Origin of the sequence: Nitrosomonas sp., from assembly GCF_040256045.1 — a bacterium.
Lineage (GTDB): Bacteria > Pseudomonadota > Gammaproteobacteria > Burkholderiales > Nitrosomonadaceae > Nitrosomonas.
Map to the genome: position 1 here is coordinate 1 of NZ_JBDZWD010000048.1, position 19,800 is coordinate 19,800.

General features: G+C 47.0%; 20 protein-coding genes. 14 read left to right on the plus strand and 6 right to left on the minus strand.

Annotation, left to right across the window (positions count from 1 at the left end; all coding sequences use genetic code 11):
• The first annotated feature begins 119 nt into the window (after positions 1 to 119).
• Both ABUL11_RS08945 and ABUL11_RS08950 read left to right on the plus strand, forming a co-directional pair.
• Positions 120 to 332 carry a type II toxin-antitoxin system VapB family antitoxin gene (locus ABUL11_RS08945; protein WP_350283511.1) on the plus strand — a complete coding sequence of 71 codons (213 nt, stop codon included), beginning with the start codon at positions 120 to 122 and terminating at the stop codon, positions 330 to 332.
• Between the two features lie 102 nt (positions 333 to 434).
• Complete coding sequence (locus ABUL11_RS08950) at positions 435 to 620, plus strand: hypothetical protein (RefSeq protein WP_350283512.1); 186 nt, start codon at positions 435 to 437, stop codon at positions 618 to 620.
• An 89-nt stretch (positions 621 to 709) separates the two neighbouring features.
• Here the strand turns inward: ABUL11_RS08950 and ABUL11_RS08955 are convergent, their stop codons facing one another.
• Together ABUL11_RS08955 and ABUL11_RS08960 are read right to left on the minus strand one after the other, a co-directional pair.
• Positions 710 to 1,699 carry a FecR domain-containing protein gene (locus tag ABUL11_RS08955; protein WP_350283513.1) on the minus strand — a complete coding sequence of 330 codons (990 nt, stop codon included), beginning with the start codon at positions 1,697 to 1,699 and terminating at the stop codon, positions 710 to 712.
• A 22-nt stretch (positions 1,700 to 1,721) separates the two neighbouring features.
• Positions 1,722 to 2,258 (minus strand): sigma-70 family RNA polymerase sigma factor, encoded by a 537-nt coding sequence (locus ABUL11_RS08960; protein WP_396956842.1) that lies wholly within the window; start codon positions 2,256 to 2,258, stop codon positions 1,722 to 1,724.
• 891 nt (positions 2,259 to 3,149) lie between these two features.
• Between ABUL11_RS08960 and ABUL11_RS08965 the strand changes: the two genes are divergently transcribed.
• Positions 3,150 to 3,716, plus strand: a complete 567-nt coding sequence (locus ABUL11_RS08965; RefSeq protein WP_350283515.1) for a DUF2726 domain-containing protein — start codon at positions 3,150 to 3,152, stop codon at positions 3,714 to 3,716.
• A 507-nt stretch (positions 3,717 to 4,223) separates the two neighbouring features.
• Here ABUL11_RS08965 and ABUL11_RS08970 read toward each other — a convergent pair.
• Complete coding sequence (locus ABUL11_RS08970) at positions 4,224 to 4,613, minus strand: helix-turn-helix domain-containing protein (RefSeq protein ID WP_350283516.1); 390 nt, start codon at positions 4,611 to 4,613, stop codon at positions 4,224 to 4,226.
• Positions 4,614 to 4,746: 133 nt separating this feature from the next.
• On the opposite strand from ABUL11_RS08970, the gene ABUL11_RS08975 reads away from it, so the two are divergent.
• The 8 genes from ABUL11_RS08975 (at position 4,747) to ABUL11_RS09010 (ending at position 10,315) form a co-directional block, all read left to right on the plus strand.
• Positions 4,747 to 5,049: a hypothetical protein gene (locus tag ABUL11_RS08975; RefSeq protein ID WP_350283517.1), complete on the plus strand. Its 303-nt coding sequence runs from the start codon at positions 4,747 to 4,749 to the stop codon at positions 5,047 to 5,049.
• A gap of 143 nt (positions 5,050 to 5,192) precedes the next feature.
• Positions 5,193 to 6,215 carry a phage/plasmid replication domain-containing protein gene (locus tag ABUL11_RS08980; protein ID WP_350283518.1) on the plus strand — a complete coding sequence of 341 codons (1,023 nt, stop codon included), beginning with the start codon at positions 5,193 to 5,195 and terminating at the stop codon, positions 6,213 to 6,215.
• An 8-nt stretch (positions 6,216 to 6,223) separates the two neighbouring features.
• Positions 6,224 to 7,003: a hypothetical protein gene (locus ABUL11_RS08985; RefSeq protein ID WP_350283519.1), complete on the plus strand. Its 780-nt coding sequence runs from the start codon at positions 6,224 to 6,226 to the stop codon at positions 7,001 to 7,003.
• A gap of 123 nt (positions 7,004 to 7,126) precedes the next feature.
• On the plus strand, positions 7,127 to 7,324 hold the full coding sequence (locus ABUL11_RS08990) for a major capsid protein (protein ID WP_350283520.1): 198 nt from the start codon (positions 7,127 to 7,129) through the stop codon (positions 7,322 to 7,324).
• Between the two features lie 9 nt (positions 7,325 to 7,333).
• Positions 7,334 to 7,648: a hypothetical protein gene (locus ABUL11_RS08995; protein ID WP_350283521.1), complete on the plus strand. Its 315-nt coding sequence runs from the start codon at positions 7,334 to 7,336 to the stop codon at positions 7,646 to 7,648.
• A 55-nt stretch (positions 7,649 to 7,703) separates the two neighbouring features.
• Complete coding sequence (locus ABUL11_RS09000; protein ID WP_350283522.1) at positions 7,704 to 9,011, plus strand: virulence factor TspB C-terminal domain-related protein; 1,308 nt, start codon at positions 7,704 to 7,706, stop codon at positions 9,009 to 9,011.
• A gap of 33 nt (positions 9,012 to 9,044) precedes the next feature.
• Positions 9,045 to 9,341 carry a DUF2523 domain-containing protein gene (locus ABUL11_RS09005; RefSeq protein ID WP_350283523.1) on the plus strand — a complete coding sequence of 99 codons (297 nt, stop codon included), beginning with the start codon at positions 9,045 to 9,047 and terminating at the stop codon, positions 9,339 to 9,341.
• Complete coding sequence (locus tag ABUL11_RS09010; RefSeq protein ID WP_350283524.1) at positions 9,338 to 10,315, plus strand: zonular occludens toxin domain-containing protein; 978 nt, start codon at positions 9,338 to 9,340, stop codon at positions 10,313 to 10,315. Before ABUL11_RS09005 ends, ABUL11_RS09010 begins: the two co-directional genes overlap by 4 nt.
• A gap of 565 nt (positions 10,316 to 10,880) precedes the next feature.
• Here the strand turns inward: ABUL11_RS09010 and ABUL11_RS09015 are convergent.
• Positions 10,881 to 11,306 (minus strand): hypothetical protein, encoded by a 426-nt coding sequence (locus tag ABUL11_RS09015; RefSeq protein ID WP_350283525.1) that lies wholly within the window; start codon positions 11,304 to 11,306, stop codon positions 10,881 to 10,883.
• Positions 11,307 to 11,824: 518 nt separating this feature from the next.
• Between ABUL11_RS09015 and ABUL11_RS09020 the strand changes: the two genes are divergently transcribed.
• Both ABUL11_RS09020 and ABUL11_RS09025 read left to right on the plus strand, forming a co-directional pair.
• Positions 11,825 to 12,412, plus strand: a complete 588-nt coding sequence (locus ABUL11_RS09020) for a recombinase family protein (protein WP_350283526.1) — start codon at positions 11,825 to 11,827, stop codon at positions 12,410 to 12,412.
• 4 nt (positions 12,413 to 12,416) lie between these two features.
• Entirely contained in the window at positions 12,417 to 15,350 is a 2,934-nt protein-coding gene (locus tag ABUL11_RS09025; RefSeq protein WP_350283527.1) for a Tn3 family transposase, read from the plus strand.
• A gap of 164 nt (positions 15,351 to 15,514) precedes the next feature.
• Here the strand turns inward: ABUL11_RS09025 and ABUL11_RS09030 are convergent, their stop codons facing one another.
• Positions 15,515 to 16,342, minus strand: coding sequence for a RibD family protein (locus tag ABUL11_RS09030; RefSeq protein ID WP_350283528.1), 828 nt, complete (start codon positions 16,340 to 16,342; stop codon positions 15,515 to 15,517).
• A 209-nt stretch (positions 16,343 to 16,551) separates the two neighbouring features.
• On the opposite strand from ABUL11_RS09030, the gene ABUL11_RS09035 reads away from it, so the two are divergent.
• On the plus strand, positions 16,552 to 16,692 hold the full coding sequence (locus ABUL11_RS09035) for a hypothetical protein (RefSeq protein ID WP_350283529.1): 141 nt from the start codon (positions 16,552 to 16,554) through the stop codon (positions 16,690 to 16,692).
• Between the two features lie 203 nt (positions 16,693 to 16,895).
• Here the strand turns inward: ABUL11_RS09035 and ABUL11_RS09040 are convergent, their stop codons facing one another.
• Complete coding sequence (locus tag ABUL11_RS09040; RefSeq protein WP_350283530.1) at positions 16,896 to 19,268, minus strand: catalase; 2,373 nt, start codon at positions 19,266 to 19,268, stop codon at positions 16,896 to 16,898.
• Positions 19,269 to 19,800: the final 532 nt, after the last annotated feature.

Consider the following 19,800-nt stretch of genomic DNA (forward strand, 5'->3'; position numbering starts at 1 on the left):
GAGGGATCTTCAATGGAAGATTTCTTCGGTTACTTATTTACTGCGTAGAGAGTGAGCAGAACTTTTTTGATGTCATATTCTGATGCAATATGTCATCACATTTGATGAAGGAGAGTGCGATGAGAACGACTGTCACAATTGATGATGAATTGTACGAACATGCTCTTGAGCTGGCTGATCCCGAGATGGACAAGACAGATCTTTTCCGGGAGGCCATCAAGACTCTCGGCAGGGCTCAGGCAGCCAAACGGCTGGCAGCCCTGGGAGCAGCCTCGCCCGAGATGCAGGAAATTCCCCGCCGGCGCGAAGCTTCTCCGGATTCCCCGAGATGAAGGGCGTACTGATCGACCCTTCGATATGGGTGAATCATTTCCGGTATCGCAACGATGCATTGGTTGAATTACTTCAACTGGACATGGTTTTGGACACATCCCATGATTGTGGGTGAGCTCGCTTGCGGGACGCTACCTGCACGCGACAGAACACTTAGCGCAATCGGTTTGCTCCAACAGACCCGGCAGGCCAGTGTAGGGGAGGTAAGGGCTTTTATAGAGTACGAAATGCTTTATGACCATAGCTGTGGGCTGATAGATATGATGCTGCTGGCATCGACACGCTGACATCAGGTGTTGAATTATGGACACTGGATAAACATCTCGCTACTCTGGCAAAGCGCTTCAAGATAATGTATCGCCCAAGGAATTTCTGATCAATGACGAGGGCCGACCATGACCCAGTAACGGGTGTAACGTTCGATACGCAGAGGCAGTTCGCTGGCCAGCAGGGCCAGACCGGCATCAGTATCAGTCAGTGAGATAGCCCCCGATACGCGCAGTTCAGCTACGGCCGGGTCGCAGCGCAGTACACCGGGTCGATAACGGGCCATCTCGGTAATCACATCCCCCAGGCGCATATTCCTGGCCAGCAGCATACCCTGTTCCCACAGAGTGGCATTGTTCTCGACAGGTGCTGGCTGACTTGCTTCGGTTACATTGAAGCTGGCCTGTTCACCTGCCTGCAGGGTACGGGTAAACCCGCCCGTGGGAGCAATCTCGACCACACCCTGAAACACCGCGACCTGGCAACGATCCTGATCCAGATAACGCATACTGAAGCGTGTGCCCAATGCGCGTACGACACCATGCGGCGTATCGACGAAAAACGGCCGGTAAACCGGCAATGGATCGGTGCTGGTCGTGATGAGAATCTCGCCAGCCACGAGACGAATGCGCCGCTCCACGGTACTGAAGGCAATGTTCACTGCACTGGCCGTGTTGAGTACCAGACGTGAACCATCGGGTAATTCCAGGATCCTGCGTTCGCCGGTGGCCGTTGCCACATCGGCTGTCCATTTCTGCCAAGGCGTATGGCGCCAGACCAGCCAGCCAGCCGGTACCGCTACCAGCAGGGTAGTCAGCATACGCAGACTGCGTCGCCGACTGTTGTTACTGTGCCCCAGATGTTCGAGTGCATCCTTGCCGATGCCTTCATGTACCTGGTCGAACGTGTGAAAAACAGCCTGTGCGCGAGCCCAGGCAGCATCATGCGCCGGGCTTTGCTGGCGCCAGTGGTCGAAAGCCTGTCGCTCGGATTCCGTGGGTACACCATACTGGAAAGTCATGGCCCAGTCGGCAGCTTCCTTGAGCAAGGCAGCATCAGGAAGTACCGCATGTGAGGCAGGGGAGTGGTGATCAGACATCAGAGCGATCTATCTTTATTCATCAAACAACAGCCATACACGCTACCAGTGCCTTGTGAATATGCCGGCGTACGGTAATCACGGGTGTTTGTGTGCGCTCGGCAATCTGTTGCAACGTCAGCCCGTCAAGCTGAGCCAACAGGAAGATTTCACGCGTGCGACCGGATAAACTGGTCAGCATGGCATCGATACGCATCAGGGCATCGATGATGATCAGGCGTGTTTCAGGTGAAGGGACTTCTGCCTCCGGCAGATGAGCCAGTGCTTCCAGATAGGCACGCTCTACATCCTGCCGCCGCCAGTGGTCGATGACCAGTCCTTTGGCAATATATGTAAGTAACGCACGCGGCTCCTCCCCCAGCTGTAACGGTATCTGTCGCGAAGCCATGACGCGTAGAAAAGTGTCATGCGCCAGATCGGCGGCATCACAAGTATTGCCCAGTTTACGGCGCAGCCAGTTATACAACCAACCGTGATGGTCGGTATATAAAATATGAACCCGCTGCGCTGCAAGATCAGTGGCCGGCACAGCGCTCTCCTCGTCGTTGGTCAAGCACATAGCGGACACAAAATAAAATGAGAACGATTCTTATTTTATCTGGTAAAGACTCGAACTTGCAAGTTTGCTATACGTAGCGCGATGAATCACGATCACAGTTATAAAGCGTTCTTTTACTCTGCCGAGATAGTGACTGATCTGCTGCACGGCTTCGTATAAATTCGTGAGATATGTACGCATTGCATGCCTGGCGGGCAATCTGCTGTCGTATAAATTAATTCTTTCCCATTGATTGCTTTCTTCCGGCAAGATTTTTTTACTTCAAATTTGAATAGAACTAAAGAAAGGGGGTCATAACTTCGTATAACGAAAGGATTTCCCGTTATTTCAACAGTAATAAATCGTCGGATTTATGCAAAATTACTTATTTACAATATTGTTTAAAGGGTGAGCCATGTTCCTGTCGCTCAATAACGAGATTATTGAACGTACATGTAATATTCTTTATCTGTACATAATAGTCTCAACCATTATCAATGAAATAATGCCCGGCCCGACTGCAGTATGGAAAAAAAAGGCTTATCTCATTTTTTCCATTATTTTTCACTATAACATCTGGATAAATACCTTTAGAAATTTCAAACCACGGGGATAAAATTACCGTAAATCTCCGGGATTGGGCGAATCACCCATAGAAAAGTTGTAGAGGGCAGTATTAGTCCTCAAGGTTGGTGTACTGCATTTGCTCCAAAATCATAACTCTGAAAGATTTCTAAAGTTGTATGAACCCCGTAGCATGCAGATAAAGAACTTTAGCCCGGGGTTTGGTTTATGTCCGTTTTTTCCTGAGTTTTCGTCACGAATCTCATCGTGATGCCAAATTGATTCCGCTTTCTCAAGAAACTTCCCTTTCTGCCGAACAAGTATTTTGTTCGTAACTGGAAAGTTGCCATGATCGATAGGTATGCAGTTCTGATTCAGGTTTTTCATACAATTAAGTTGCCGCTGCTTTTCGTGCTTGCCGCTGTGCTTGTTGTATATCTGCTTAAGAAAGGGCAGTGGGGTGTAAAGAAAAGAGGAGCTTATATACCTTGCTCATCGTTATTTACGGCCGCTGAATGGCTGTTTTACAGTTCACTTATTCGGGCTGTCGATGATCAGTTTCTGGTTTTTGGGAAGGTTCGGATTGCGGATGTACTTAATCCGGATCATCGGATGAATAAAAGCGATTGGCATAGAGCTTTCAACAGAATCAGCAGCAAGCATTTTGACTTCGTGTTGTGTGACAGAATTACTCAATCGATTATTGCGGTTATAGAACTTGATGATAGAAGTCATCTTTTGCCTTCCGCCATTGCTCGTGATTCCTTCGTCAACCAAATTTGTAAAGAATCCGGATTACCCCTGATCCGGTTTCGTGTCAGTTCTAGTTACCCGATAACGTTTATCAGGAGTGAAATTTTGAGTAACCTGTATTCTTATGGTTCTCCGGAGTTCTCGAAATCTCCTCTTAACTGAAACATCTCTCCAACATCATTCCCAGGTAGCTTTACAGTTGTACTTGCCACCTGTAGAAGTCTGCCTTTATCTCCAGCTACCGAAAGAACAGGGCGCGTATTTTCCCGGCCGAGAAACCATTTCTCCATTCCGGGACATAAACAACCCATTTCTAAAATAGAAGCCATTCCATCCATTTCCGAGCAATGCACATGCCTTTGTGCTATGCACAAACAGATTTATCAGCCTTACTGCTGATTCTGACGGCCTCTTTGTACCTTTTTTCCATTGTTTGATCACTCGCAATTCTTCACCCGTGATTTCCTGTAATACTTCAATGCTTATCCTGTATATCAGATCATCCATTCTTATTTTTCTCCGGACAAAAAAATACCCGCGCGGGCGGGTATCAAAAAGTGCTGGTTCTGTCAGCACGCGAGCCTCAATGATCCGAAAGGGGTCAGCAATCTATAAATCAGATCAGCGATGTAATTTGCCTTCCTTCTATATGTTCTACGTCTATTATATTTAACATAATATACATTGGCCTGATTTTTCAAGCACTTGCGCTTGTACAGGTTCGAGAGGGGAGAAGGCCAGTACTGAAATGATTACGCCGCCGATCATCATCTTTGCTGCATTTTCTCTAATACTTGTTTTCTGTTTTGTGAAGCAGCTTTCTAATATTTTTCTTTTCTTCTCATCTTTTGCAGTGACCATTTCGCTGGCGAGTATTACTTTTAATTCATCTTCTTTTAGGTAATTTGCCAGTTGTATACATACTTCTATTGGTAATCCTCTTATTCCTGATTTAGCTGTTCTCAAGTTTGCATCAGCTATTCCAATGATTTTTGCGAGTTCTTTTTGCGTTCCGGCCTTTTCTGTCCCGGTTTCTATGTACTTTTTCAATTCGTTCATTTTTTCTCCTTGACGCATTGGTTTTGATGCGTTTACCATTTGCATTAAATTTGATGCGTGAAATGACCCCAATATCTTACAGCTCAAATTTTGCTATGTAAATTATTCAACCATCATAAAAGAGGAAAAAACCATGCGAGCACTGGTACTCAATGCAAAGAAAACTCATGGCGTCAAAAAATCTGACGGATCACCGTATGAAATGTACATCATCACAATTTCGCTTCCCCTCAAAGAATTTTCCTCATCCACCTACAACATGACCGGCTACGGTCACGACATCGCAGAACTTCCCCTCGATCCCGTCGCATTCCTCAAATTCTCTGAACTCAAGGAACCCCGCGTTCTGGATTTGCAACTGGAGAGCGCAATCATGTTTGGCGACTTGAAACAGGTTGTTGTCGGTTTCACTAATCCAGCAGTAAAACCCGTTTGATTTCCTATTTTGAGAAGGGAGCCGGAAGTGACGAGCGCAGCGAGGAACGACCCGGCGAACTTCGATTGGCTAGTAACACATTGCCATTCATTCCCATTTTGGGAATTTTTGATAGTTCTATCCACTAACTTTGAGTTTGGGAAATGAGTCATGAAATCTTCGTCGATTGGATCACCATTAACCAATTACATGCGGGCAAGAGCCTCCCAGTCCTTGTCTCAGGAGCAACTGTCGTTTATGACCAGTTTGGGATACCGCGCCATGAACGAGCTCGTCCCGCACGCTTTATCGGATCACATGAAACTTCTATCCAGATCACATGTAATGGCGTCTTTGTATCACTCAGTGGAAACGCCGGAAGGTTTTCTCGTCCAGATAACCTCTTCTCTTATGGAGTACGGGAAACTGTCCAGAAAGCTAGTCATCTCGTTATGGATCAAGGATTGCCAGAATTCACCCCTGGCTTTACTGCCAGTAACGGGCAATACACCCGTGGAGCGAAAGTTTCACGTTTGGACATCACCGCTAATTATTCGTGTGGTTCAGAATCTCAAGCCCGAGCCTTCATCCGCTGGCTTTCCAATCGATCAGTGAGCCGCATGAAAAAGGGTAGTGCTGGTGATGAATCGGTTTGGTTTTCCAACAGTCGCCACATGATTAAAGCCTATATCAAACATATGGAAATGGAGAAACATGGTATGAGCAAGGAAGATCAGCTTTACCAGTGGTGTAAAGATCAGGGCATTGTTCGGGTTGAAGTTGAATTGAAGCGTCGTATGCTCCAGACCGAAGGGCTTGATCATCTTGAAAATGTTCTTGAAGAGAAACTGGTCGAGATTTATCACCGTGAAACCGAGATATTGAAGAGGGTAGATCGATCCGACGAACCCGACATTATTGACTCACTGCCAGCTCGTTACCGTATGACTGCCGCCGCTTGGTTGGCCGGTGAAGATGTCCGTTCTTTCATGTCCAATGGCACGCTTTATCGCCATGCCAAAGTTCTCCGGGAATACGGCCTCGACATTCTCGAACCCCGCAACATCGTCAAATTCCCGACCAAAGTCAACGTCATTGAACTCAAGCCGGTATCCCCGCCGGATTGGTACCAGTTCAATGACACCTACAACGACCAGCCCGCATTACGGCTGGTATCTAACGAATAGGAATTATTATGAAAGTGTTGAGTTTAGGCGCTGGTGTTCAGTCATCTGCTTTAGCTCTTATGGCTGAACATGGTGATATCGAAAAGCCCGATTACGCTATTTTTGCGGATACAGGTTGGGAGCCGAATCATGTCTACAGCTGGCTTGACTACCTGATATCCAAATTAAGCTTCCCTGTCATACGAGTCTCCGCTGGCAATATTAGAGATGACTTGATTCGGAATATTGAAACTGGCGATCGATTTGCCTCTATCCCTTTTTACTTAAATGGGGGCATGGGAAGGAGACAATGCACAAGCCAGTATAAGTTACAGCCCATATTTAAAAAAGTTAGAGAACTTCTCGGCTATCAGCCTAGTAAAAGAATACCTGCTGGTAGCGTGCAAATGTATATCGGTATTTCACTGGATGAAGTCCATCGCATGAAGCCATCAAGAGAAATATGGATTTCTAATCGTTACCCATTAATTGACTTGATGTTTTCCCGAATAGATTGCCTGTCTTGGATGGATGCCAAGGGTTATCCGTTACCGCCAAAATCCAGCTGTGTTGGGTGTCCGTTTCATAACGATTCTTATTGGATGGACCTTAAACGCTCTGATCCAGACTCTTTCTCTGATGCTGTTCGGATTGACAATTTATTACGATCGAGGGGACCTAGAAAATTTATGAATCATTTTGAATATATGCATCGTAGTCGTAAACCACTGGCAGATATCGACTTTACAGATTTTCAACGTGAAATCGATTTTTTTGGGATGGAATGTGAGGGTATTTGCGGTACTTAGTACCCAGCTTACAGCCTTGTTGAATGTTACCGCGTGACTAATTGGTTTTATCCAGTGAAACAAGGCTGACAGGTGTGTACTAAGCATGCCACCTTTCTTTAACTTTAAATAGGAGTAACAAAAATGAACTTCCTCAAACAACTGGCAGCCCTGTTTGTTTCTTTCTTCGGACTAGTTGGACTGGCACAAGCCGACGTACCAGCTTCTGTAACCACTGGCATTTCTGATGCCATCACAGACGTTGGTACAGTAGGCGCTGCTATTCTCGGTGTGGTGATTGCAATAGTCGCATTCGCCTGGATTCGTCGCGTTCTGAAGTAAGGGTGAATCATGGGCAATTACTACCAAGGCAAATGTTTCTCTACCACTCTCGATCTCCATCGCGAGATTGCCAGTAATTGCCCGACTGTCTCCCCGGATGGCGCGTACCTGATCCAGTGCGCGCCCTCTGAAACCAAGATCGTCGTATCCCGTACCGATACCAACACGCTTATCACCACTTCAACCGACTACATCCCCCAGCAAATAACCTGTGATCCCGAACTTCAGCTCAATGATGGTATTGAAATGGCCTGGCTCATTGTCGGTGTCTGGGTCTCTGCGTGGTGTATCAAACAAATCATTAACGTTATCCGGAGTCGATAATGCCTGAAATTGATTTCAACGCCGCATCACTCATCGTCGCAATAGTGGGGGCCGCATGGATACTACTGCGAAGCTGATCATCTGCGTCATACTTGGCGCTTTCTACGCCCCGACGATCTCTGCTTATGAGTTCACTGATCCTTACCCCAACGTCAAAGTCATTGATGGTGAACTGCATCTCCAACGCCCCGGCGGGGGAACCACACTCGCATACCCCAATGCCGGCATCTCTAAAGAAATCCCCGTCAACACCTCGAAAGGCGGGTATCTCGTCCCGGTAGAAAAGACTTTCCCTGTTGTTCCTGCCAAAGTCGGAAAAGCAGCAACCCGGTTTGCCCGCGCTTTACCCGTCATCGGTACCGGTCTTGCAATCTATGACGCGCTCTGCGACATATCTGATATCTGTTCTGTTGATGGTCAGTGGAAGGTTAAGGAAGATACTGATGAATCTCGCTACACGAGCGTTGTCGGGGGACAGTGGTTGCCGGGTGGTCTTGCGCCCGGTGGTCTTGCTCAATGGTATTCGACTTTCCAGCAAGCCTTTGATCAAACCTATTGTGGGGCTAAGGGTAAAGCGGCTTATCCTAATTCTCAACACCGTTTTCATGGTGTGCGTAACAAAGATACTAATGATTTCAAAATAGACTATGAATATAGAGAATCACCTGTTTTCGGATGGAATATTTCTTGTACGATAACTCACAGAAATCCCTATGAATTCGGCCCGTCGTCGTATAGAGCAATAAACGAATCCGACTGGACAGCCGCAGAAACTAAGCTCAACGCCCAGCCCGAGCAAACCGCTACAGCCCTCTATAACTCCGACGCTCCCGTCCCGGTTTTAGCCTCAACCCAATCTGCCCCCGTAACCCAACAAATCGCCCAGACATCTACCCAAACCAAAGATGCCCTGGGTAACATCACCGGAACACAAACCGCAACAACAACCGTCAAGGTCGAAGACACCAGTACAACCAACAACATCACCTACAACATCACTGAAACGACCACAATCACCAACTACGACGAAAACAACGAGGTCACCGGCACACAAACATCAACCTCTGATAACCAGCCCCCGGAAAAACCACCAGGTGAACAGGAAGACATCACCATGGATCACGGCGGCGTCCCCGAGATCCCGCTGCTTACTCAAACCATCGATGTACAGGAAGAACTCGACAACGCTGAACAACCCTCATGGTCTGGCGGTAACTGTCCCCCTGATATCGAGATTGGCGTCTATGGTCTGGAATTCTCACTCACCCCGTTCTGTAACTTCGCTGATGGTTTACGCCCGATCGTACTCATGCTGGGCGCGTTCATCAGCTTCTTCATCCTCTCTGGCGCTAAATTCGATTAGTTACGCTGTAACGAACATTAAAAGGAAAACAACATGCTCATAGAAACCGGTCTCGGATCCTTCCTTGAATCCACCATAGGCAACCTTGCCAAGAAAGTACTCTCAACACTCGGCATCGGCGTCATCAGCTATGAGGGCGTCACCGGTGCCATGCAAGCCGCCCTTGATGCGGCGAAATCTTACTTCGACGCCATTCCTCAGACCGCCCTCGATCTGCTCGGCCTGGCTGGCTTCGGTACCTTTTTCAGCATGATTGCAACCGCCATCATGTTCCGCGTGGGCATGACCATCATGCGCAAAACCTTCGGCATCCTCAATCCAGTCTCATGAGCATCACACTGATAACCGCAGTGCCCGGCGGCGGTAAAACCATTTACGCCGTTTGGCACATCATCAAAAAGGCAGTGGAAGAGGGGAGAATCATCTACACCGCCGGCATCCCCGAACTCAAACTGCCGGTCATCTCCCTAAGCTACAGCCAGATCAAACAATGGCCTGAACGTGAAATGATCGAAGTTGAAAACCCTAGCGGCATTGCCATTCCTGATGACGAGCGTCCTACCAGACTCAAAAACATCACCGAAGGCTCTCTGATCGTCATTGATGAGGTTCAGTATCTATGGCCCGCTAGCGGGTCTAAAGAACCAACAGAAGATATTCGATACCTCACCAAACACCGACACCACGGCCTTGAAATCGTCCTTATCACCCAATCCCCGCAACTCGTTCATAAGAACGTTCTCGCCGTCGTAGACAAGCATCTGCACATCCGTAAAACATGGGCCGGTCGTCAGCTCTTCGAATGGCCTGAATACTGCGCAACGGTTCGCGCTGTCAGCTCACGTATCAGCGCCATTAAGAAAGGTTACAAGCTTCCCAAACAGGCTTACGGACTTTACAGATCTGCATCAACCCACATCAAACAGAAGATGACCGTCCCGATCATCGTCTACCTGTTTCCGCTGATCCTCATTGGTACTGGCTTCTTCTTTTACCGTTCATACAGTAGCGTCATGGCGAAGACTCAAAGCTTCTCCGAAGTTGTCAAAGAGGAAAAATCGATTTCGCAGCACGAGCATCAACCAACCACAGCAACCACTGCAACGACCGTCGCAACCGTTGCTCGTCCCGTCACACTCGCCTTGGTATCCAATGAAGTAGACTGGTCGAAAGTAGGGGCCTGTGTATCGACCGAAAAGAAATGCATCTGCTACGGAAAAACTGCCGAGAAACTCGTCATTCCCCCCGAAACATGCCGTAAAGCCGTCACCTCTGGCTGGCCTGGTCAGGAGACTAAAGTATGAAAACGAGACCGTTAAACTGTTACAAATGTGGAAAGTTTGTTGGTAAGGATGGTTTTAATGATGTTTACTATGACGACTATAGTGGCGGATATGAGATTGGTTATCCTGAATGTGCATCGTGTTTGAAGCATTCTGCTATTTCAAAGAAACAAAAGTCTAAACCCGGGTCGATTACTGCCGATACCATACCCGGGTGATTTGTTCCTCCATTGCCCGATTCAAAAATGATGATCATAGCCGCCAGTTGGTTTCCCCCTTTCTGGCGGTTTTTTTATGTCTAGATCCAGAGGCCTTTTGTCATAGTTACGCAATAACGCTTGACCAGGTGAAAAATTACTAAAGCCACACCGATTTCTGCCGATCAGTTCTACTGATGGATCTCCCCATCAGTTTGAAAATAAAACTTCCCCGCCAGTCGGTTCGCCCTCTGGCGGTTCTCATTTGTCCAGCAGAAAATCAGCGACTCCCGCGATTACGGGTCATCAGTAATCGTGGGTTGCAGCTGTTTTCGTCGCGGGTTACGCCGTAACGCTTGACCAAATGCACTATCACAACCCCCGTATTCCTACATAACTCCGAAGCATCGTTCCAGCATCAGCCCGAACTTGCTCTCTGTGCTGACTTGCCGCCTGTAGAAGTCCGCCTTTATTTCCATCTCCTCGATGTCAAGGTTTCTGCGTTCCAGTTCTGCCTTCAATAATCGGATCTCGCTCTCCAGATACGCAACTAGCTGACACCGAAAAAACAGGGCGCGTATTTCTCCGGCCGTGAAGCCATTTCTCCATTCCGGGACATACAACAGCCCATTTCTGAAATAGAAGCCGTTCCAGCTATTTCCGAGCAATGCACATGCCTTGCCATGCACAAACAGATTTATCAGCCTTATCGCTGATTCTGACGGCCTCTTTGTACCTTTTTTCCATTGTTTGATCACTCGCAATTCTTCACCCGTGATTTCCTGTAATAGGGGTAAAACCAACAGTTGTGTCACCAGCCGCCATTTCGCTTAATTTATAATAATATTCAATGTGTTATTTATCTATTATTTGTCGAAGAATTCCTATAAGGGAAGTCGTGCTGTCATATCCAAGTCAAATCATCCATACGAATTAACATGCTCCCACTATAGTCCCGGGGCGTCATAGTCTCCCCACAAAGGTCATTTAATAGCCCCCCACTGGATGCAAGCGCTGCTTGATCATGTAAGATTGTTCAGTTGAGTTGTGGTCTCGCAGGCGCTAGTTATCCAGACAATAAGTCAAATTCGACGGCGTGTCGGCTTAGGCCCCAGTTACTTTTTAATCAAGTTAGGTAGCTTAGCTGAGTGTCCGTTGACGGCTCACATCTGGCGGCTCTTGTGGGACATTGTGATATGTCGTAAAACACATGTTTTACGACAGTGTATAGCCGATCCAAAAATTGATATTTAAAAAAGCGCTAAAAAATGCGCGAAAAACCCTGTCGGAATGAGATACTATACGGAAACTAAATTTGATAGGTTTTTCGGTTATGTTGGTAGGCTACATGCGTGTTTCATCGGAATCGGATCGGCAAAGTACCGATTTGCAGCGCGATGCATTGCTTGCTGTAGGAGTTGATACCCGTCACTTATTTGAAGACCATGCTTCCGGAGCAAAGGATGACCGGGCAGGTTTGGCAAAGGTGCTTGAATTTGTCCACCCTGGTGATGTGCTTGTAGTATGGAAACTGGATCGGCTGGGTCGGTCGTTGTCGCATCTGCTGGAAATCGTAAACACCCTTAAGCATAAACAAGTCGCCTTCCGATCTTTAACTGAAGGCATGGATACCACCACTCCATCCGGTGAACTTCTGTTCCACGTATTCGGTGCACTTGCCCAGTATGAAAGAGCTTTGATTCAAGAGCGGGTTGTTGCCGGGTTAACCGCTGCCAGACGACGTGGACGAATAGGTGGGCGTCCGCAAGCGATCACCGGCGAAAAACTCGACGCGATTATTGCCGCACTGAATGGCGGCATGTCCAAAGCAGCAGTTTGCCGGAATTTTGGCGTTAAACGCACGACTTTAATTGATACATTGACCAGAGTCGGCTGGCCTGCTTCATATAAGGACCAGTAAAGTTATGGGTGACAGATGGGCATTGACGACCGAGGAACACGCGCTGGTATTGACTAAGCGCCAAGCCAATCGGTTGGCATACGCCTTTTTTCTGGTCTACTTTCGTGAATATGGCAAATTTCCACGGAATACAACTGAAGTCGATGAACCGCTGATCGTTATTTTGTGTAAACAACTCGGCTGGCCCGAGGTAGACACAGATAGCGTGTTTCAAATCTCGGAACGAACCTTAGAACGATTAAGAACTGAAATACGCGCACGCTTTGGATTCCGGGAGGCGACGGTTGCCGACGCCGACATGCTTGAGGAATGGCTACAAGTGCATGTTGCACCGAATGCCGGGGGCGAAATTGATGCCATGCTGGAACGGCTACATGCCCATTGCAAAGCACTCCGCATCGAGCCGCCAACGCAGGAACGGTGCGAACGGATTGCGAAGGCCGCCTTACGTACTTATGAAGAACGATTCTGTGCCGAAATCTTCGCAAAATTATCTGACACAACACGCGCGAAGCTCGATAGCTTGTTAAAACCCAACGATAGCGATATAACCGAATATGATTCAATTCATACGTCCAATTTCGCGCCGGCCTTGCTGTTAAAACTTTGTAGTAATCCTGGTCGCCCCAGTCTTGCAAGCATGCAGGAAGAATTGGATAAGCTGACTTTAATTCGGCAAATTGAACTACCGGAAAATTTGTTTGGCAATGTTGCCAGCCGCGATCTTGAACGCTACCGTCGGCGTGTAGCGATTCAGGAGCCGCATGAATTACGGCGCCTTGCTGAAGCCACACGCATGACCTGGTTGGCCGCTTTCGTTTATCTTCGCGGCCGCGGCCTTATCGATGATTTAGTCGATACGCTGATTGAGACTGTTCACCAGATCGGTGCCCGTGCCGAGCGCAAAGTCGAAAAAGAATTGTTAGATGATCTCAAGCGTGTATCCGGCAAGCAAAATTTGCTGTTTGAAATAGCAGACGCATCATTGTCCAATCCTGACGGCGTAGTTAGAGACGTGGTTTTTCCGGTGGTAGGTGAACAAAATCTACGTGATTTAGTGAAAGAATGGAAAGCCACCGGCCCGGCTTATCGACTGACATTGCGAACCGTAATACGCAATTCTTATAAAGGACACTATCGCCGCATGGTGCCAAAAATGCTTCAAGCGCTGGCATTTCGCTCGAACAACAAACACCACCAACCGGTGATGGATGCTCTGGATTTGATTAAGCAGTATGCTGACAGCAAAGTTCATATTTATCCCTCGGATGCTGATGTTCCCCTTAATGGTGTTGTCAGTGATTTGTGGCGTGATGCCGTAGTGGAGAAAGACGCCAATGACAGAAACAGAGTTAACCGCGTCACGTACGAAATCGCAGTGTTAGAGGCTTTGCGCGAACGTCTGCGGTGCAAAGAAATTTGGGTTGTCGGTGCCAACCGTTACCGCAACCCGGATGAGGATTTACCTCAGGATTTTGAGCAGAACCGGGAAGAGTATTATGCGGCACTAGATTTGCCGCAAGATGTGGATCAATTTATAGCTGATTTGCAAGCGGAAATGCGCGAAGCACTGGAGACCCTTAATGCCGGAATAATAAAGAATCCGTATGTTAGGCTCAGTTCCAAAAATAGCGGCTGGATTAGCTTATCGCCGCTGGAGGCACTTCCTGACCCGCCAACGTTAACGGTGCTCAAAACTGAGCTCAATACCATGTGGCCGATGACTAATCTGCTTGATATGGTGAAAGAGGCCGATTTGCGGTTGGGCTTTACTTATCTATTGAAAAGTCCAACATCCTATGAATCGATGGATCGGGAACTTTTGCAGCGGCGCTTACTGCTTTGTGTACATGGCTTAGGTACTAATGCCGGACTACAACGCATGGCCAGCCTGGGTTCGGGAACCTCGGCCAAAGACTTGGCCTATGTACGCCGCCGCTATCTTAATGTCGACAGCATGCGTAGCGCCATAGCAATGATAACCAATGGCACTCTGCATGCCCGTGATCCGGCCATATGGGGAAGCGGTACCACAACTTGCGCTTCGGATTCCAAGCATTTTGGCGCGTGGGATCAAAATCTCACCACTCAGTGGCATGTACGCTATGGCGGCCGTGGCGTGATGATTTATTGGCATGTCGAGCGCAATTCGCTTTGCATACACTCACAATTGAAATCGCCGTCATCATCTGAAGTAACGTCTATGATTGAGGGTGTCATCCATCACTGCACGGAAATGGAGGTCGATCGCCAATACGTCGATTCCCACGGACAAAGCACCGTTGCTTTTGCATTTTGTCGGTTGCTGGGATTCCAGCTAATGCCACGGTTAAAAAATATCTACGCGCAAAAACTGTCCAGGCCGGAAACAGGCATGCCCAATGCCTATGAAAACCTGCAACTGATTCTGACCAAACCTATTAACTGGGATGAAATCCGGCGGCAGTATGATCAAATCGTTAAATACACCACAGCGCTAAGTTTGGCTACGGCGGAGACCGGAGCCATATTAAGACGGTTTACCAAAAAAAATTTACAGCATCCAACGTACAAGGCGCTGGCTGAATTGGGCAAAGCAATCAAAACTGTTTTTCTTTGCCGTTACTTGCACTCCGAGGAATTACGCCGGGAAATTAACGCCGGATTGAATGTTATCGAACAATGGAATGGTGCAACGGATTTTGTATTCTTCGCTCGACGCGGAGAAATGTCGAGCAACCGAAAAGAAGATCATGAGATCAGTATGTTGTCGTTACATCTCATCCAAAATTGCATGGTGTACATCAATACGCTGATGATTCAAAAAATACTGGCTCAACCGCATTGGCAGGGTCGAATGACGCTGCGGGACTATGCTGCGTTAACACCATTGATTTGGGAGCATGTTAATCCATATGGACGATTTGACTTGGATATGACAGCACGACTTCCCTTATAGGAAGTCTTCGACAAAAAATAGATTCATAACCCAATGAATGTTAATGAATAGTAGCTGGTGAAACAACTGTTGGGTTTACCCCTACTCGCAGGGCCACCGGTACCGCATGAACTAGTAGCACCAGTATGATGTGGCGATACCAGCCCTGCCAGCGACGCACTTGTCTAGGTGCGATCATAAGCAATAAAGAATTGGCTTAGTCCATCTCGTCCTGGCGGGTCTAGATACAGACTATTAAGAGTTAGATCGACGGCTGGTTTCAATAACTCTCCCTCAACTAGGCTGGCATATGAGTTGCCACCCAGTATTCGGCAGGCATGCGTCATGTAAAGCCGATTGAGTACATTATTTGTCAATAGTAGATATAAAATCTGCGGCCCAGCTGATGAGAAAATGGTCCGGTAACCAAGGTCAGTCAAATAATCGACCATTGTGGTCCCATTGACGCTTTTCCTGTCTCCCGCGATGATAATTCGCACAGCGTGTTTTTCTATCTCTCGTACGCATACCGGATCAGGATCGGCTGTAGTAAAAACGATTACTTTACGTCCGCCAGCCGTTAAAACATCTGGGATAGAAAAGCGTAGATTCTTGCTGATGATAGCAACATCAGCTTGTGGTGAGAGACCACAAGCTCGTCGCCAGTCGCACAAGTCGGCAAATTGAGGTTCATCGACTTGTAAAATTTCTGATGCCTTTCCTTGTGCCCAATTATGTATATAATCGCTGCTAACGACGATCAAGTCGGCCTGAGCAGCTAATTCCTGAAATAACCTCCAATCACGGTTATTAGCAATCGATCGAGGAACGCTCATGACTTGCGTTTCGCCACGAGGGATGGCTATTCGGCCATCTAGGCTTACGACAAAGTTTGTGTAGACAAATGCCTGATCTTCAGAAGCTTGCTGGCGAAGATTGTGCGCCAGATAAGTACCTTTGAGAGATTGCTCACTCCCTGGTTGCGGATAAAGTCGAATGATTGGCTTGTCCATTAACCTTTCTCCTTTGAGTCATCGTCTTGCTTAACGTCTTTCTATCGTTTGCTGGCACCACGTCAGACGAGTTGCACCGGACCTGGGTATTCAGCCACACGTGCGTCAGCCGTTAACAATGTTATGCCACTCGACAGTGGCCTGGACGGCCAAGAAGCGGTCAAAGGGGCCCTAATGGATTAGCGGCAGGACGCCACCGGTTACCACACATGCTCACTCTTGATCACGACTTCCCACAGACTGGTGACACTGAAGAACAGTTCATTTTCAGGTTTGCTCATCAGCGGCTGGGCAACCGGCGGCAGAGAATCAACACCATTCGCTGCCCACAGCAGCAGATGGGTGTCTAGCAGCAGCTTCTTTCGCTTTCATTAAATAGCTGCATGATTTCCTACGCGGCCGAGCAAACGGGTAACGCACTAATTGCACTTGCTGCGACTGAAGCCGATATTCTCATTCATTCTATCAACCTACTACAAATGTCTGATAAGTTAGACAAAACGATCTGGGCTTAGAATAAGCTGAGGTATTCAGCCGTCCTCATACAAACATTCTAATAACTTGAAATATTTTCTTCTCGCTGCGGGTGTTTATGTTGTGCCAATAACCCAATAAAGCGATCAATTGATTCTGAATCTGCTTGTTTTGAAATGATCAATCCCGGAATCTCCGTATTAGAGTTGATTCCGGCTTTGTGAAGTAATTCTTTTCCGTTACCAATAGCAAAGATTGTTTTGAGATGACGGAATTGATCACGTATTAACTCGAGTGCAAGGTCATTTTCAATCAGTATATTTATACCTTCTCCATCAGGGATAATTACGCCATCAAAAAGAGTACCAGGATTGTTCTCAAAAGAAGCATCTGCATCGAGCAGGCTTCCATCCATCATTTTATGCTCGCCTATGCGAGCGCTAATAATTCTGGGGATTGCGTGTTCAGCAATCAGACTACTTGCCAGATTGTTGATTGATTCTGGATTTATGCCTGTTTCTACCAGGATTGCAATTTTACGTGTCGCGATTGTGCCGCTTCCTGGTCTTGCATGCAGTGTTAACGCATCAGATTCACTGATTTCCGGAACAGGAGTTTTGTCTAAAATTAATGGCATGGGGTCTGGCATTGCTGTAATTCCCAGGCCTTTTGCTACTGCACCGGCTAGCTCATCAGAAACATTGCGTAACATAGAAACTGTTCTGCTCCGTATTGCGGGAACGGTTACTTTGCTTAATTCAAAACGGAAAGCGTTGATGATATGTCTCTTCTCATCGGGATATTGGCTTTCCCAGAAAAGTTTTGCCTGATTGTAGTGTTCTGCAAATTTCTCGGATTTGCCTCGCAACTCATACCCTTCAATCGGTTCAGGAAAGGATATGAAACCAGCTTTACCAGTCTGGAATGGACAACCTCCATTTAATGAATTTGGTTCATAAGCAACACTTCCATGATGGATTGCCTGACGATGTATTCCATCGCGCTGGTTGTTGTGAACAGGTGCTAATGGTGCATTGATAGGCAGTTCATGAAAATTCATTCCACACAATCGCAAAATTTGGGTGTCCACATAAGAGTGGATACGTCCCGCTAGCAGTGGATCATTCGTGAAATCGATTCCCGGCACTACATGTGCGGCACAAAAAGCAACCTGTTCAGTTTCAGCGAAGAAATTATCCGGGTTACGATTTAATACTAATCTTCCAATAGGTGTAACCGGAATCAATTCTTCAGGAATAAGTTTAGTGGCATCCAGTACATCGAAACTGAAATCCTCTGCCTGTTCTTCTGTGAATATCTGAACACCTAATTCCCATTCGGGGTATTGGCCTTGCTCAATTGCTTCCCAGAGATCACGACGATGGTAGTCGGGATCTGCTCCCGATATTTTTACTGCTTCTTCCCATGTATGGGAGTGAGTACCCAGGATTGGATTCCAGTGAAACTTAACCAGCCTGGATTCGCCTCTGGCATTTACGAATCGAAATGTATGTACTCCAAATCCCTGCATCATACGATAGCTGCGCGGGATTCCGCGATCAGACATAATCCACATCAGCATATGCATGCTTTCCGGCATCAGTGATACAAAATCCCAAAAGGTGTCATGTGCTGAAGCAGCTTGTGGCATACCGTGATGCGGCTCAGGTTTGACTGCATGTACCAGATCCGGGAATTTCATTGCATCCTGAATAAAAAATACGGGGATATTATTACCTACCAGATCCCAGTTACCTTGTTCGGTATAGAATTTGATCGCGAATCCTCTTGCATCACGTGCTGTATCTTTTGAGCCACGTTCACCAGCTACCGTTGAGAATCTGACGAAAACAGGAGTTTTCTTTCCGGATTCAGAAAATAATGCAGCACAGGTAAGATCAGTGAGTGGCTTATAGCATTCAAAAAATCCATGTGCTGCTGAACCTCGCGCATGTACTACCCTTTCTGGAATTCTTTCATGATCAAAGTGGGTGAGTTTTTCGCGCAGGACGAAATCTTTAAGTAATGCCGGACCACGTGCTCCAGCTTTCAAGCTGTTTTGATTATCTGGTACTGGGGTACCTTGGTTGGTTGTCATCGGCTGTCCGGATCCATCAGCTCGGAATCCATCAAGCTTACCGCTTGGTTGACTGACTCCTGCTTTGGCAGGAGCTCCGTTTTTATTATTTACATTACTTTCTGACAAAGTACTGTATCCAACACGGGGATCTTCCAGACTATGAGATGACCCTGTATGAACTTCATCAGGTTTTAGGTTGTACTCATGAATCTTGTCAGGATTGTGGGCAAACTTCTGCGCAGTTTCTCCTTTAGCTCTGGCCTGGATATGTGCGGGTAATTTACTGTCTTCGTCAGGGGCGGTGGCTGGACCACTATCTGTATTGAAGTAGGCAGAATCTATTGCCTTTTGTTTTTTTCCTTTGTTATTCATCTTAATTACTCCTGCCTTTAAAGGTTAATAACAAGAAGTTATGTAACGATTCTTAGTTGAGTCAAATGATGAACAATTCACATAGGGTTCTTTTCGTTCCTATTTTTTATGAATTTTCTTCTGAATGCCTTTCAAAGTTAATCATCGGAACTATAAGGTCTTTTAATCACTTTTACTTAAAGTGTTCAGAAATATCATCATTTTTTCGACACAGTATTCAACTGTATAAATCCATCTCAAGTTCCGCGATTAAAATTTTTTGGGTAGCGCAGTAGCCATAACTTTCTGACTTTTTCATTGGAATCGGCGATGCGAAGAAGGTCTGGGCGATGGAATCGGATGACGCGGCACAGCAAAGATGTCAAATCAATATTTCAGCGGTTGAGGGCTCATTATCGGGTAGAAAAGCTAAGCCATTCCTTTTCACCCGATAATTCTTGATTCAAGCCAACTTCATTTGTTTATAACTTGCTGCGGCTGGTTCGACGGTTGTCATCGTCGTCGTCATCTCTGCTGCTGCGACTACGACTGG